At 43.0% G+C, this 15,734-nt stretch carries 14 protein-coding genes and 1 riboswitch; of the genes, 8 read left to right on the top strand and 6 right to left on the bottom strand.

The annotated features are described in order from the left end of the window. Window positions 1–341: 341 nt before the first annotated feature. A complete protein-coding gene (uvrB, locus tag PR699_RS07775) occupies window positions 342–2,360 on the top strand; it encodes an excinuclease ABC subunit UvrB (RefSeq protein WP_004917833.1) in 2,019 nt (672 codons plus the stop codon). Between the two features lie 76 nt (window positions 2,361–2,436). Here the strand turns inward: uvrB and yvcK are convergent, their stop codons facing one another. After that, a complete protein-coding gene (gene yvcK, locus PR699_RS07770; RefSeq protein WP_004917836.1) occupies window positions 2,437–3,345 on the bottom strand; it encodes a uridine diphosphate-N-acetylglucosamine-binding protein YvcK in 909 nt (302 codons plus the stop codon). Window positions 3,346–3,874: 529 nt separating this feature from the next. Beyond that, window positions 3,875–4,015, top strand: a riboswitch (molybdenum cofactor riboswitch). On the opposite strand from yvcK, the gene moaA reads away from it, so the two are divergent. The 5 genes from moaA to PR699_RS07745 all read left to right on the top strand — a co-directional run bounded on the left by moaA (window position 4,005) and on the right by PR699_RS07745 (window position 7,096). After that, a complete protein-coding gene (gene moaA, locus PR699_RS07765) occupies window positions 4,005–4,985 on the top strand; it encodes a GTP 3',8-cyclase MoaA (RefSeq protein WP_014657771.1) in 981 nt (326 codons plus the stop codon). It overlaps the preceding riboswitch by 11 nt. Window positions 4,986–5,012: 27 nt before the next feature. After that, window positions 5,013–5,492, top strand: a complete 480-nt coding sequence (gene moaC / locus PR699_RS07760) for a cyclic pyranopterin monophosphate synthase MoaC (protein WP_004917841.1) — start codon at window positions 5,013–5,015, stop codon at window positions 5,490–5,492. Further along, window positions 5,489–5,734 carry a molybdopterin synthase sulfur carrier subunit gene (gene moaD / locus PR699_RS07755; protein WP_004917843.1) on the top strand — a complete coding sequence of 82 codons (246 nt, stop codon included), beginning with the start codon at window positions 5,489–5,491 and terminating at the stop codon, window positions 5,732–5,734. The genes moaC and moaD overlap by 4 nt, the downstream gene beginning before the upstream one ends. 1 nt (window position 5,735) lies before the next feature. After that, the gene (moaE, locus tag PR699_RS07750; RefSeq protein ID WP_014657772.1) at window positions 5,736–6,188 is read left to right on the top strand and encodes a molybdopterin synthase catalytic subunit MoaE; all 453 of its coding nucleotides are present in this window, start codon (window positions 5,736–5,738) and stop codon (window positions 6,186–6,188) included. A 200-nt stretch (window positions 6,189–6,388) separates the two neighbouring features. Then, the gene (locus PR699_RS07745; protein ID WP_004917846.1) at window positions 6,389–7,096 is read left to right on the top strand and encodes a Bax inhibitor-1/YccA family protein; all 708 of its coding nucleotides are present in this window, start codon (window positions 6,389–6,391) and stop codon (window positions 7,094–7,096) included. Window positions 7,097–7,222: 126 nt separating this feature from the next. Here the strand turns inward: PR699_RS07745 and PR699_RS07740 are convergent, their stop codons facing one another. The 5 genes from PR699_RS07740 to cecR form a co-directional block, all read right to left on the bottom strand. Continuing rightward, entirely contained in the window at window positions 7,223–8,329 is a 1,107-nt protein-coding gene (locus PR699_RS07740) for an ABC transporter permease (RefSeq protein ID WP_014657773.1), read from the bottom strand. Window positions 8,330–8,341: 12 nt separating this feature from the next. Then, window positions 8,342–9,481 carry an ABC transporter permease gene (locus PR699_RS07735; protein ID WP_004917851.1) on the bottom strand — a complete coding sequence of 380 codons (1,140 nt, stop codon included), beginning with the start codon at window positions 9,479–9,481 and terminating at the stop codon, window positions 8,342–8,344. Next, window positions 9,478–11,220, bottom strand: a complete 1,743-nt coding sequence (locus PR699_RS07730; protein WP_014657774.1) for an ATP-binding cassette domain-containing protein — start codon at window positions 11,218–11,220, stop codon at window positions 9,478–9,480. Before PR699_RS07730 ends, PR699_RS07735 begins: the two co-directional genes overlap by 4 nt. 12 nt (window positions 11,221–11,232) lie before the next feature. Then, window positions 11,233–12,225 carry a secretion protein HlyD gene (gene hlyD / locus PR699_RS07725; protein ID WP_014657775.1) on the bottom strand — a complete coding sequence of 331 codons (993 nt, stop codon included), beginning with the start codon at window positions 12,223–12,225 and terminating at the stop codon, window positions 11,233–11,235. Between the two features lie 84 nt (window positions 12,226–12,309). Next, window positions 12,310–12,996, bottom strand: a complete 687-nt coding sequence (gene cecR, locus PR699_RS07720) for a transcriptional regulator CecR (RefSeq protein ID WP_004917856.1) — start codon at window positions 12,994–12,996, stop codon at window positions 12,310–12,312. 291 nt (window positions 12,997–13,287) lie between these two features. Here cecR and rhlE point away from each other — a divergent pair, with 291 nt between their 5' ends. Both rhlE and dusC read left to right on the top strand, forming a co-directional pair. Then, window positions 13,288–14,625, top strand: coding sequence for an ATP-dependent RNA helicase RhlE (gene rhlE, locus PR699_RS07715; protein WP_014657777.1), 1,338 nt, complete (start codon window positions 13,288–13,290; stop codon window positions 14,623–14,625). Further along, complete coding sequence (gene dusC, locus PR699_RS07710) at window positions 14,625–15,587, top strand: tRNA dihydrouridine(16) synthase DusC (protein ID WP_014657778.1); 963 nt, start codon at window positions 14,625–14,627, stop codon at window positions 15,585–15,587. Before rhlE ends, dusC begins: the two co-directional genes overlap by 1 nt. Window positions 15,588–15,734: the final 147 nt, after the last annotated feature.

Here is a 15,734-nt window from a genome sequence, read left to right as displayed (position 1 = left end):
TCCACTATTTCTGTGGATAACCTTGTGAATTAGATCTAAAAAAACAACCGAATCCAAGGTGACAAGCGGCTTTGCCTTTATTTGATGTGATTTCAGACTTATAAATAATAATTTTAAAATACAATAAGTTAAATAAAATCAAGACATGGGTTGTTATTTGAGATAAGACTAGAAGTCGCATCAGCATAAAATATATAAATCACTTTAGGTCAAGAAAAATTTTTGGGGATAACCTTGTTTTAACCACAATAAAAAATTGCTGGAGAATTTTTAAACTCAGCACTTGAAGCTGGTTTTTTATCCAGTATCATAGGGGGGAGATCGGTTAAGAGGCGTGGGTAATGAGTAAAGTATTTAAATTGTATTCTGATTTTCAGCCTGGAGGGGATCAACCCGAGGCAATTCGTCAGCTTTCTGAAGGGTTAGAAGATGGACTTGCTCATCAAACCTTACTCGGGGTAACAGGCTCAGGTAAAACCTTTACGATTGCCAATGTCATCGCCAAAGAAAATCGCCCAACCATGTTAATGGCACACAATAAGACGTTGGCAGCACAATTGTACAGTGAGATGAAAGCCTTCTTCCCTGACAATGCCGTTGAATACTTTGTCTCTTATTATGATTATTATCAGCCAGAAGCCTATGTGCCTAGTTCAGATACCTTTATCGAAAAAGATGCGTCTGTTAACGAGCATATTGAGCAAATGCGTCTGTCAGCGACAAAAGCACTACTTGAACGGCGTGATGTGATAGTTGTGGCTTCTGTTTCGGCTATTTATGGTCTTGGTGATCCTGATAGCTATTTAAAAATGATGCTGCATTTGACCGATGGGATGATTATCGATCAGCGGGCTATTTTGCGGCGCTTAGCCGATCTGCAATATACACGTAACGACCAAGCTTTTACCCGAGGTACGTTCCGCGTACGGGGCGAGGTGATTGATATTTTCCCCGCAGAATCAGATGAATATGCGTTACGTGTCGAATTATTTGATGAAGAAGTGGAACGGTTGTCTTTGTTCGACCCATTAACGGGGCAAATTCAGCATCGTGTTCCTCGCTTTACAGTTTATCCGAAAACCCACTATGTGACGCCGAGAGAGCGGATCTTAGAAGCGATGGAACAAATTAAGGTTGAGCTGGCGGATAGGCGTAAGGTGCTCCTCGAAAATAATAAATTGCTAGAAGAACAACGTATCACCCAACGCACTCAATTTGATCTCGAAATGATGAATGAGCTGGGTTATTGCTCAGGTATTGAGAACTATTCACGTTATTTGTCTGGTCGCGCGCCAGGAGAGCCGCCACCGACGCTGTTTGATTACCTACCTGCTGATGGTTTATTGGTGGTGGATGAGTCGCACGTTACTATCCCGCAGATCGGAGCGATGTATAAAGGTGACCGCTCTCGTAAAGAAACACTGGTAGAGTATGGATTCCGTTTACCGTCTGCGCTTGATAATCGACCATTACGTTTTGAAGAGTTTGAGGCGCTCGCGCCACAAACTATCTATGTTTCCGCGACGCCGGGTAATTATGAAATAGAAAAATCAGGTTCAGAGGTGATAGAGCAGGTTGTGCGACCAACAGGCTTGCTAGATCCTGTGATTGAAGTGCGGCCTGTTGCCACTCAAGTTGATGATTTGCTTTCTGAAATTCGTATTCGTTCGCAGAAAAACGAGCGTGTGTTGGTGACAACGTTAACAAAACGAATGGCAGAAGATTTAACGGAATACCTTGAAGAGCATGGTGAACGGGTTCGTTACTTACACTCTGATATTGATACGGTAGAACGGGTTGAAATCATTCGTGACCTACGTTTAGGTGAGTTTGATGTGCTGGTGGGGATCAACTTGCTGAGAGAGGGTCTCGATATGCCAGAAGTGTCATTGGTGGCTATTCTCGATGCCGATAAAGAAGGCTTTTTACGCTCTGAACGTTCACTCATTCAGACAATTGGTCGTGCGGCGCGTAACCTTAATGGTAAAGCAATTTTATATGGCGATAGAATCACCAATTCAATGGAAAAGGCCATCAAAGAAACGGAACGCCGCCGTGCTAAGCAGATAGCCTTTAATGAGCAACACGGTATTGTGCCGCAAGGCCTGAACAAAAAAATTGGCGATATCTTGCAAATTGGTCACAAAGTGGGTGGCAAATCGAAAGGTCGCAATAAAGAGAGTGCCAAAATCGATAAACGTGAAGATATCCAATTATTATCAACAAAAGAGTTGGAACAACGTATTTCGCAACTTGAAGCGCAGATGTATAAACACGCTCAGGATTTAGAGTTTGAAGCGGCGGCAAATGTAAGGGATCAATTGCAAGAGCTAAGGGAGCGTTTTATTGCTAATTCATGATGCTACAAAGGTTAACGGCTCTGTGAGTTTTTGCTGTTAACCTTTGGCGTGATTGGTGGTGATATCCCGTGGTGGTTTAAAACAAACGTACGGTTTCTTCGATAGCTTGCAAGAGTAGCTTACGGTCATGACGATAAGGAATATCATCGGCCTCTAACACCCGTTGAGTGACTAACCGCTCATGGCGAATAGGCGCGATATTCGTTCTAGGGCCAACAATCACGGCATCAATTTTTTTGCAGCCGATATGCTGCTCCATCATGGTTAACTTTTCTTGTAACGTGAGGCTAGCTGCGGATGTACTTAGCTCTTTACCTAGGTTACCGATATAGATCATCGGGGCTTTACATTCGCGCAAAGCATCCGTGATATCTTCCAACAGTAGCAGTGGCATCAGGCTGGTGAAGAAACTACCCGGACCAATTAAAATTAAATCCGCTTGATGAATTGCTTCAATCGCTTCTGCTGTGGCTTTTACGGTTGGGTAGAGTCGTAACTCTTTCGGTAATTCAATCAGAGCATCAACATTGACCTCGCCATACACTTCATTACCCATCTCATCAATCGCCATTAAGTCGACGGGAGATTCTGACATAGGAATGAGTTTGGCATCCACTTTGAGCATATTGCGGATCAAATTAATGGCATCAAGAGGGCGTACACTGAGGTGATCTAATGACTTTAGCATCAGATTACCTAAATTATGGCCTGAAAGTTCGCCGTTGCCACTAAAACGGTATTCAAACATCGCCGATGCGATTGATGGCTCAGTAATTAATTGATTGAGGCAGTTGCGCATATCTCCCCAAGCAATCCCACCTTCCGCTCGACGAATACGACCAGTAGAACCACCATTATCCGTCGTGGTGACAATTCCAGTTAATCGAGAGCCTAAAGAGGAAAGCGAAGACATTACGCGACCAAGCCCATGTCCGCCGCCAAGGGCGACAACATGCCTAAAATCAGTCAAACTACTATTCGGCATAGTGTTCCTATATCAGTTATTTTTTCAGCGCCAAGGCTATTATACAGTGTTATTGCCAGTTAAATGCAATTTAAAACGCGATTATCACGTCTATCACAAAACGGCGCTAATTTATCATAAAACACCGTTTGGGGGTCATTTACCGTCATCATTGACAGATAAAAATTGAAAATGATGGCAGTTTAAACAGCAATTATCTCATAGGGCTGTTTTTTACTATCCAAAAAAGATCAAAATTTGGGGCAAACCTAATCTAAGATTGCTCTTAATTAACGATTAAAAATAGGGGCTGGATGTTTTTTGTACATGCGCTTAATATTGGGTTTAATAGGTGACATAATACAAATTAGAACATTAAATTTATACTGAATTAACAAATGCATAACTAAACCCTAAGTCGTTGTATAATATATTATATATCGAAATTCAAATTCGCTTTTTCCTTTCTTTTACGCTAAAATCCCCACATAAACTAAGTGAACAAAGTGAGCAATTTGATTGTTAACCTATGCTGGCTTTGTGGGCTTGTTGATAAATATCACTCCTAGCCTTTGTGTCTAAGTTCGCGATAACGAATATGATGCTTTGGCCGTGGCCTCTGAGCCACCAGGGTGCAAGATAGAAATGTCTGCATCTCCCGTATTTGGAAAGGTGTCATTATGCAGCAGCTTGTCGATCAATTTGCTCGGAAATTTTATTATCTCCGTTTATCTATTACAGATGTTTGCAACTTTCGTTGCACATACTGCCTTCCCGATGGTTATAAACCAAGTGGTCGTCACGAATTCCTTTCACTGAGTGAAATTCAGCGCATTAGCCGTGCTTTCGCAGAATTGGGCACAGAAAAGGTACGCATCACAGGCGGCGAGCCGACCATGCGTAAAGATTTTACCGATATCATTGCCGCTATCCATGAAAATCAAGCGATCAAAAAAATTGCGGTGACGACAAATGGTTATCGTATGGCTCGTGATGTACAAAAATGGAAAGAGGCGGGACTCGGAGCGATTAATGTCAGTGTTGATAGCCTAGACCCGCGTCAATTTGCGGCAATTACTGGGCAAGACAAGTTTTATCAAGTGATGCAAGGCATTGATGCTGCCTTTGAAGCGGGATTCGACAAAGTCAAAGTCAACGCAGTATTGATGAAAAACGTCAATGATATTGCTTTAAAATCCTTTTTAAATTGGATCAAACATCGTCCAATCCAACTCCGCTTTATCGAATTAATGGAAACGGGGGAAGGGAGTGACCTTTTTAATCGTTTCCATATTTCGGGAGAAACGATCCGCGACCGTCTTATTGAAGAGGGGTGGTACAGTGTGCCACGCTCTCGTAGCGATGGCCCCGCCCAAGTCTTTAGCCACCCTGATTACCAAGGGGAAATTGGTCTTATCATGCCTTATGAAAAAGATTTCTGCCAAAGTTGTAACCGACTACGCGTTTCTTCTTTGGGGAATCTTCATCTGTGCCTATTCGGTGAAAATGGTATCCCACTACGTGACTTGTTAAGTGACGATAATCAAAACGAAGCATTAAAAGCACGTATTCAAAGTGGTCTACAATTTAAGCGAGAGACGCACTTTTTACATATGGGCGACAGTGGCATCACCCCGAATTTATCCGTTATTGGCGGTTAATGAATTTTTGATTTTTCAGGAGAAAATATGTCCCAACTGACTCATATTAATGCGTCGGGTGAAGCGCATATGGTGGATGTTTCTGCAAAAGCTGAAACAGTCCGTGAAGCGAGAGCCGAAGCATTTGTCACGATGAATAAAGAGACCTTAGCGATGATTGTTGAGGGGAGCCATCATAAAGGCGATGTATTTGCGACCGCACGTATTGCTGGTATTCAAGCAGCGAAAAAAACATGGGAGCTGATCCCGTTATGTCATCCGTTGCTGCTAACAAAAGTTGAAGTGACGTTGCAAGCATTGCCGGAGCAAAATCAAGTCCGTATTGAGTCCTGCTGTCGATTGACAGGAAAAACAGGGGTTGAAATGGAAGCATTAACTGCCGCTTCAGTAGCTGCTTTAACCATTTATGATATGTGTAAAGCGGTGCAAAAAGATATGGTAATTGGGCCTGTTCGCTTATTAGAAAAAACAGGTGGCAAATCTGGTCATTTTAAGGTGGACGCATGATTACAGTACTTTTTTTTGCTCAAGTACGTGAATTGGTGGGAACAGCTCGTCTCGAATTATCAGAACATTACTCAAATGTTGAAGCATTGCGTCAAGCATTGGCACAACGTGGTGACCGGTGGGCTTTAGCTTTAGAAGATGGCAAGTTGTTAGCGGCAGTTAACCAATCTTTTGTAGCAACAGATCATCCATTGGAAGATGGCGACGAAGTGGCCTTTTTCCCACCGGTGACCGGGGGCTAAGATGGAAAATACGCATATTGCGGTACAAACAGAAAATTTTAGTGTAGGCGAGCAGTATCAATGGCTTGCTGAATGTGATAGCGATGGCGCGGTCGTAACGTTTACAGGCAAAGTCCGAAATCATAATTTAGGCGATAGCGTTGCAGCATTAACGTTAGAACATTATCCCGGAATGACGGAGAAAGCGCTGGTCGCTATTGTGGTCGAAGCGCGTCAACGCTGGGCACTACAGCGAGTTAGTGTGATCCACCGAGTGGGTACTTTACAGCCGGGCGAAGAGATTGTTTTTGTGGGTGTGACCAGTGCTCATCGTGGCGCTGCTTTTCAAGCGGCTGAATTTATTATGGACTATTTAAAAACCAAAGCACCATTTTGGAAGAAAGAGACATTGCCTGATAATGAACGTTGGGTCGAGGCAAAAGAGAGCGATGAAGCTTCTGCAAACCGTTGGTGATCAGTAAATTTCATTTATATTTAAAATAATTTTTAGCGTATTTAGACGCCCGTCAGCAGCGGCATGGCATAAATTCTAATCAATGGTTTTAAGTTTGTTGAATGGTATTGTCAATAATTTATGATAAACTTTGTAGGAATTTGTCTGGCTACGGCACGTTGCTGTGGTCGTTTCTTACTTATGTATGAAGGGTAACCATCATGGATCGATTCGATCAACGTAATGATTCTCTTGTCCAGCGCAGCAGTGCCGGCATTCAGACATTTATGTCACAGGTTTATGGCTGGATGACTGTTGGTCTGTTACTGACTGCTTTTGTTGCTTGGTCCACACTGAATAGTGGCTTATTTTATACCATAGCGACTAATAATGTTCTGTTTTTTGGTTTAATCATTGTTGAGTTTGGACTTGTACTTGGTTTGTCATTTTTACTGCCAAGAATGAGTGGTATGATGGCAACGGGCATGTTTATGCTCTACTCAGTACTTACTGGGCTAACAATTTCTGTGGTTTTAGCTGCTTATACAATGGAATCGGTAGCAGGAACATTTTTTATCACGGCGGCAATGTTTGGTGCACTAAGTGTTTATGGTTACACCACAAAGCGTAGCCTAAGTGGTATCGGTAACTTCCTGTTTATGGCGCTTATTGGCCTAATTATCGCTTCTATTGTCAATATTTTCATGAAAAGCTCAGCATTATACTGGGTGATTACCTATGCAGGTGTTCTGATTTTTGCAGGCCTGACCGCATATGATACTCAGAAACTGAAAGAGATGGGTGCACAAATTGACGTGGAAGATAAAGAAAGCATGCGTAAACTCGCTATCCTAGGTGCATTAAACCTGTATCTGGACTTTATCAACCTGTTCTTAATGCTGCTACGTATTTTCGGCGACCGCCGTTAATCATGTATAAATTGTGTATTTAAGATACACAATAGCTTTTAAAGAATATCAACCCTTGTCATGGTCAAACAGACAAGGGTTTTTTATTGTTTAGTAAAAAATATAGTCGTGACTAATAGGTAATTGCTACGCTGTTTTCTGCCGAAAAAGGTAGTAAGCAAAGGTACTGGTAATGACTGATATTACGAGCAGTGGCCATAGGCTCGGCCAAATAACACTAAAATCAGCATCTTTTAAGTAAATCTGTTTGGTGATTTCAGTGAAATGGCGGATTGGATTGATCAAGGTAATTTCTTGCAACCAAATGGGCATATTCTCAACGGGAGAAATATAGCCTGAGAGCAAAATAGCGGGCATCACAAAAACAAATACACCGATAAATGCTTGTTGTTGGGTTGAACACAAAGCCGATATTAATAATCCAAAACCCACTAGTGAAAGGCCATAAACCACCATAGTTGCATAAAATAGTGTGAGGGAGCCTGCAAAGGGGATTTGGTAACAGAAGATACCAATGACTAAGACTAAAGTCGCTTGCGCGGTGGCAATAATCAATGCGGGTACGGCTTTACCGATAAAAATTTGCCAAGTCGTGAGCGGCGATACAAGTAATTGGTCAAGGGTTCCCTGTTCGGCCTCTCGGGCAATCGACAGGGAAGTGACAATCAGTACGCCAATGGTCGTGATTAATGCCACCAGTGATGGCACGATAAACCATTTATATTCCAGATTAGGGTTATACCAGTTACGAACCACTAACTCGCTATTATTGGCTAAAGGGCGGCCTGCCGTTAGCTCGCTTTGATATTGTAATACGATTTGTTCAATATAGTTAGCGGCAATTTGCGCGCTGTTAGAGTTACGTCCATCAAGTAATAACATCATCTTCGCGGTGTGCTGGCTATCGATGTCAGCGCTAAAATTTTGCCCGAAGCGTACGACTAATAAGCTTTCTCGGTTATCCAGTGTTTCTCGGATCTCGTGCTCATTTTTGAGTAATCGTACTTGAGAAAAGGCTTCTGCTTTTGCTAATCGTTGAGTTAATTCGATAGAGTGCTTCCCGCCATCTTGATCGAAAATGGCGATCGTGGTGTTGGTAACCTCAAGGGTTGCAGCCAAAGGAAACAAGATCATTTGGAAAATAACAGGCATGAGCAAAATGATCCGCGTTTGCTTCTCCTGCAATAACGTCTGTAGTTCTTTCATGATCAAGGTATATAGGCGGTAAAACATATTTCATCCTTATCAATCAAGACGACGGCGTGTTTTCCATGCCGTTAAGCCAATAAATAAAATAGCGGAGGCGATAAGTAACAGCAGATTGGTGAACAAAACAATATAGATATCGCCTGCCAGAAATAGCGTTTGTAAGCTGCTGACAAAATAGCGCGCCGGAATGAAATAAGTCACGATTTGGACAAATATTGGCATGCTTGAGATTTCAAAAATAAAGCCTGATAGCATAATTGCTGGCAAAAATGCCGCATTCAATGCGACCATTGCGGCATTAAATTGATTGCGAGTGATGGTGGAAATCAATAGCCCCATTCCGAGAGCGGTCGCTAAATAGAGGCTAGTGATCAAAAACAGCACTAAGAGTGAGCCTCGATAAGGTATATTTAATAGTGATGTCGTGACAATCATACACAAGATCATCACAAAGGAGCCTAAGACTTGATAGGGTAATAATTTGGATAAAAGCAATTCGGTGCGTGTAATCTGTGTCGAGAGAAGGGCTTCCATTGTGCCGCGCTCCCATTCACGAGCAACAACCAGTGATGTCAAAATAGCTCCAACTACCGTCATTATGATACTAATGGCACCGGGTATAATGAAATGCTGACTAATTGCAGCTTCATTGAACCAATAACGCATATTTAACTCAATGAGGGGATCTGTGGGATAGCCTCGATTTTCACCTTGTTGTATCAACCACGTATACCAGATCCCTTTGGTGTAGGCTTGTACAAAGTTCGCAGTATTAGGCTCACTGCCGTCGGTAATCACTTGTATGGCGGCATGCCCTTCAGGACGTAGCAATTGGGCTGAGAAGTTCACGGGGATAACGATAATGCCGCGAATTTTGCCCGCTTGCATTTTTGCAATTAATTGTTGCCGATTATCGCTAACCGTAGCGTCAATAAAAGGGGAGCCTGTAAATGTATCGACGAGTTGGCGTGCTTCATGGCTTTGTTGATCCATCAAGATGCCAACACGTAATTGACTGGAATCCAAATTGATCCCATAACCAAAAATAAATAACAGCATTAGGGGGATCACAACGGCAATCAATGCACTACTGGGATCGCGTACGATTTGTTTGCTTTCTTTAATGCATAATGCACGGAGTCTACGCCAAGAAAAATGAGACGCGTTGGCGGTCATTGTTCCTCCCGCTGTTTATCATAATCAAGTATCAACCCAATAAAAGCATCTTCCATTGATGGATTTGGATGACTTTCACTAGCGACTTGCTGTTTTAGCTCATCTGGCGTACCTGCGGCAATGATCTTGCCGTGATACACTAATCCTATGCGATCACAATACTCTGCTTCATCCATAAAGTGAGTTGTCACCATGACGGTTACGCCTCTATCGACCATGCCGTTGATATGTAGCCAAAACTCACGTCGAGTGAGAGGGTCGACCCCCGATGTCGGTTCATCAAGAAATAAAATATCTGGCTCATGCATAAGGGAGCAGGCAAGGGCAAGGCGTTGTTTAAAGCCAAGAGGGAGTGAATCAGTTATTTGATTAATAATTGGCTTAAAATTAAAGGCCTCAACCATTTCAGCTATTTTATGTGTTTGATGCTTACCATGCAGACCATAAACACCAGAAAAGAATTTGAGATTCTGCCCAACCTTTAAATTGCTATAGAGCGAGAATTTTTGCGCCATATAGCCGAGGTGTTGCCGTGCTTTATCTGAGCTGGTCTTTAAATCCATTCCTAACACTAAGGCATGACCTTCGGTTGGTCTCATCAATCCACACATCATTTTAAAGGTGGTTGATTTCCCCGCACCATTGGGGCCGAGTAAGCCAAAAATTTCACCGCGTTTTACTTGAAAATTGACGCTATCCGTCGCGGCAAAATCACCAAATTTTTTCGTTAGATCACGCGCTTCAATAACGGTTTCACTTGGATTAGCAGGGATTTGCGGCATGATAGCCGCCAATTCTGAGCGATGGGAAGGCCCCCCACCTAAGAGATCAATAAAAGCATCTTCAAAACGTGGCTCTGCCTCAATCAGCTTCCCATCAGGCATATGCAAACGGTGAAGTAGCGACGTTTTAGACGCATCAGGCTTTAATATTAAGCGGATGTAACGCCCTTGGATCACGCCATCGCTGGTTTCCGGAAGAACGAGGGCATTTTGCAATATTGTACGTTTATTGGCGGTCGGAACATCTAATAAATAGGAGCGACCAACCATAGTTTGGGTCAGATCTTGAGGTTTCCCTGAAAAAAGCAATTGGCCTTGGTTAAGGAGCAAAACATTTTTGCACTGTTGGGCCTCATCAAGATAGGAGGTACTCCAAAGGATCAGCATCCCCTCATCGGCTAAAGTGTGTACCATTCGCCATAATTCGCGTCGTGCGATGGGATCAACCCCAACCCCAGGCTCGTCTAAAAGTAGCACCTTTGGTCTGCCAATCAGTGTGCAAGCTAACCCTAGCTTTTGTTTCATACCGCCGGATAATTTACCGGCAAGTCGACCTGTAAAATTTGTTAAATCAGTAAAGGTGAGCAACTGACGATAACTTTTCTCTCTCTCTTCACCGAGGACGCCACGTAAATCAGCATATAAATCAAGATTTTCTTGGACGGTCAGATCTTCATATAAGCCAAATTTTTGTGGCATATATCCTAAATTAGCATGCACTTGTACGCTGTCTTTAATCGGATCTAATCCCATTAGACTGATTGTGCCTGAATCAGGTTTTAATAAACCGGCAAGCATTCTCATTAACGTCGTTTTGCCTGCACCGTCTGGGCCGACTAAACCCGTTACCGAGCCACCATAGATCTCGGCCGTTAAGCTCTCTACTGCGGGGGAGTCTAAACCCTGAAATGTTTTTTCAACCCCTTGAAGACGAATGCAGTCATCATGCTTACTCATCATGCACTCTTATCACTGAATTTCAGCAAAGCGGATGGTAACTGGCATGCCTTGGCGTAGTGCCTCATCAGGATCGCTGACAACGATGCGTAGCCGATATACAAGATCAGTACGTAATTGCGGAGTTTGTACGCTTTTTGGCGTGAATTCAGCGGTTGGTGATACAAAACCAATGGTACCGTGATAAGGGGTATCTGGACGGCTATCGGTGTAGAGCAAAACTTCTCGACCAGGAACGGCCATCCCTAAATTAGGCTCATCGACATAAGCCCTTACCCAAACAGGCGTCGTGAGAGTGACACTAAATACAGTATTACCAGCACCGACAATGCTGCCAGGCTCAATGGCTCGCGTTAGGATGGTTCCATCTGAGGGGGCTGTTAATACGGTATCTTTTAAGTCTAATTCTGCCTGTGCAACAGCCGCTTCAGCTTGTAGCCATTCGCCTCGTGCAGCCGCTATCTCTTCTTGACGGAAACCGCTTTGATACTGGTTTAGTTTATCTTGTGCGGCTTTTAATGCGGCAAGTGCTTGATTTCGATTTGTCTTTGCATTGTCGAGCTCATTGGCAGAAATCACATGGGAGGCTGCGAGTCCTTTTTGGCGCTGGTAAAAACTTTCAGCGTATTTCCATGCCGCTTGTTTTTGGGCAACCTCTGCTTCAACTTGTGCAATTTCTTGAGTGCGATAGCCTTTTTCTTTCATAGCTAGCTGAGCTTTTGCACTGTCTCTAACGCCCTTTGCTTTGTTTAATGCGTTGATATAAGGCGCTTGGTCAAGCTGGCCTAAAGCTTGACTGGGGGTAACGCGCGCGCCTTCATCAACATTCAAAGACGCGAGCTTCCCACCAACACGAAAACCAAGGTTGACGGTTCGTACATCAACATTACCATATAAGATTAATGTTTTATCTTGCTGTGATTGATACCAATAATAACCACCCGCAGCGAGACCGATTACTATGACAATAAGAATTAAAAAGATTGAACGACGTTTATTGTTCATAATTAACCTTATTCTTCGTGTAGATTACATGTCTAAAAATAGATAGTTCGATAATCTATAACCGTTTTTTATGGATTAATGATATCACTTTTGTGCCTCTTTGCGATGACGCAATCCTTCCAACAAGATATTGGTGTGCTCTATCAGTACTTGGTTAATGATTTTATATTCCTCTTCATTGATATGTTTCCAGCCAGTTTGCCGAAGTAACGTCTCTCTTGCGATACGAAACGAGAGCGTTTCCCCTAAGATGGCATGGGTTTGGATTAAGGTGGTTAGGCTGTTGGGATCGGAGCCTATATAAATGGCAATAAGACGGTTTAATTTGGTGTAAATAGGTCCGAGAGCCTGCTCATGAATAATGGTATAGGCTTCGGTTGGGTTGAGTTGCTCTCTAGCGAGTATTCGAGAAAAACTCAGGTTCTTTTTTTCTAGCTGAAAGTAATTATAACCGACTAATGCTTTTTGCAAGAGTTTGATGGCCTCATCAGGAGGGGGATTGGTTTGACGAAGATATGTATCAATTTCCGCGGTTGTCTCGCTAAAGTTTTCTTTTATTGTGTTCGCAATCAATTGGGCTACAGCGAGATACAGCCCCTCTTTCGAACCAAAATAATAGGAAATGGCGGCAATATTTTGCCCCGAAACTTGAGCAATTTTGCGGGTTGTTGCTCCGTCGAGACCTAATTCACCATAGACATCTGCAGCTGAGCATAGCAACTGCACTCTGGCGTTTTCTCCTCGATGTGTTGACGGTGTGTTTGTAATCATGAAATTTCCTTAAACATTCAAAACTAAATATCAACCTAACAAGCTCTACACGGCTTTTTGCATAATTCAGTGACGGAAAACGACATATTCTAGTTTGTAATAGTTATATATACTATATTTGAGTAATTTTGTATTAATTTATTTTCTAAACTAAATTAATATACTTATTAGAGCCAAATAATGTTAGACTTCCCGCAATTGCACGGCAGTTTGCATCTTTTCTTCATCTACAATCCTTCCCCTCGAACTGCCTCTGATCATTCAGAGTGGTGAAGTCCGGAGTAATTTAATTTGACTAGTTTTTCAGACCTCGCATTAAACGAGGAAATTCTGCTCGCCATTAATGAGTTAGGCTACGAAGCCCCTACGCCTATCCAACAGCAAGCTATCCCAGCAGTCCTTGATGGTCACGACCTCTTAGCGAGTGCTCAAACAGGAACAGGGAAAACGGCGGGTTTTACCTTACCCATTTTACAAAAATTAATTTCGACTCCTAGAATTGGAAAAGATCGCAAACCGATTAGGGCATTGATCTTAACGCCGACACGTGAATTGGCTGCGCAAGTCGCTGAGAATGTTAAGGAATATAGCCGTCATTTAAGGATCCGCTCATTTGTCGTGTTTGGTGGTGTCAGCATCAACCCACAAATGATGAAGTTACGTGGTGGTGTTGATATTTTGATTGCGACGCCGGGGCGATTACTCGACCTAGAGCATCAAAATGCGGTCAATTTATCTCAAGTTGAGATCCTTGTTTTGGACGAAGCCGATCGTATGCTTGATATGGGGTTTATTCATGATATTCGCCGTGTGATCAGTAAGTTACCTAAAAAACGTCAAAACCTGCTGTTTTCAGCTACATTCTCTAATGAAATTAAACAATTAGCGAATAAATTACTGGACAAACCTGTGACGATCGAAGTTGCTCCTCGTAACTCGGCTTCTGAGCAAGTCACCCAGTTTGTCCATCATGTCGATAAGAAACGTAAAGCAGAGCTGTTATCTTATATGATAGGCCGTGAAAATTGGCAGCAAGTTCTTGTTTTTACACGCACAAAACATGGTGCGAACCGCCTTGCTGAACATCTAAATAAAGATGGCGTAAAAGCGGCGGCAATTCATGGTAATAAGAGCCAAGGCGCGCGTACACGTGCATTAGCAGATTTTAAATCAGGTGATGTTCGAGTACTGGTGGCGACAGATATTGCGGCACGTGGTTTAGATATCGAACAATTGCCGTATGTTGTTAACTTTGAACTGCCTAATGTAGCGGAAGATTATGTTCACCGTATTGGTCGTACAGGGCGAGCAGACGCAACAGGAATGGCTGTTTCACTGGTATGTGTTGATGAGTTAAAGCTGCTAAAAGATATTGAAAAGCTACTAAAAAAACCGGTTCCTGTTATGGCGATAGAAGGTTATGAGCCTGATCCTTCCATTAAACCTGAACCTATCCAAAAAGCGCCGCAGCGTAATAATGAAAGGCGTAGTGCAAATAAACGCCATAATACGTCTGTGAAGCCGCGCCGCGAACGTACTGGTGCTGATAGCTCAAAAGATAAATCGGCATCAGCCTCACCATGGAAAAGCGCACAAAAAAAAGTGCGTCAGGGACGCGGTGAAGGCTAATGCGTGTGTTACTTGCCCCGATGGAGGGGGTACTTGACTCGCTTGTGCGCTCCTTACTCAGTGAGGTCAATGATTACGATCTCTGTATTACTGAGTTTGTACGAGTTGTCGATACCCTTTTACCGGCAAAAACGTTTTATCGGTTATGTCCGGAATTGCGTCATGGCAGTCGGACACCATCAGGTACGTTAGTACGCGTTCAGTTATTGGGGCAGCACCCTCAGTGGTTAGCTGAAAACGCCTATAGGGCAGTTTCGCTGGGTTCATGGGGGGTAGATCTGAATTGTGGATGCCCCTCTAAAACCGTGAATGGCCATGGGGGTGGTGCAACTTTACTAAAGCAACCAGAGCTTATTTATCGTGCCGCAAAGGCGATGCGAGAGGCTGTTCCAGAGGAACTACCTGTTTCTGTTAAAGTCAGGTTAGGGTGGGATAATAGCCAATTTTGTCATGAAATCGCAGATGCCGTGGAGCAGGCTGGAGCGACGGAATTGACGGTGCATGGCCGTACCAAAGAAGATGGCTATCGAGCTGAAAAGATTAATTGGCAAGCTATTGGCGATATTCGCCGCCGCTTATCCATCCCTGTAATTGCCAATGGTGAGGTGTGGGATTATGAAAGTGCTCAGCACTGCCTAGCAATAACGGGATGTGATGCGATTATGATTGGGCGGGGCGCTCTGCATACGCCTAATTTAAGTCATGTCATAAAAAGCAATCAGCCTAAAATGGCTTGGGAGCACGTCGGCAGCTTGCTATTAAAATATACAGAGCTTGAAAAACAAGGAGATACGGGGAATTACCATGCCGCACGTATCAAGCAATGGTTAGGCTATTTACGTAAAGAATATCAGCAAGCAGACAGACTATTTTCTCTGATCCGAACGCTAAAGAGTGCTCGCCAGATCGCCGAAGTGATCGAATCTGAAGTAAAAAAGCCAGCAAAAATGATGGAATTTTAATCATTCGGTTGTTTATGATTTGCTAAAATAGAGTATTAGTTCTTAACTTAAAGGGCTAATGGCTTTTTTAATCATGCTAAATTGACTTAAATCGTATGTCATAAGATGGCAAACTAACATGGTTAAAATCTATTTTTACCGTATTAA

Source organism: Providencia sp. PROV268 (genome assembly GCF_028477805.1).
Lineage (GTDB): Bacteria > Pseudomonadota > Gammaproteobacteria > Enterobacterales > Enterobacteriaceae > Providencia > Providencia stuartii.
This window is presented reverse-complemented; position numbering and strand designations above follow the sequence as displayed.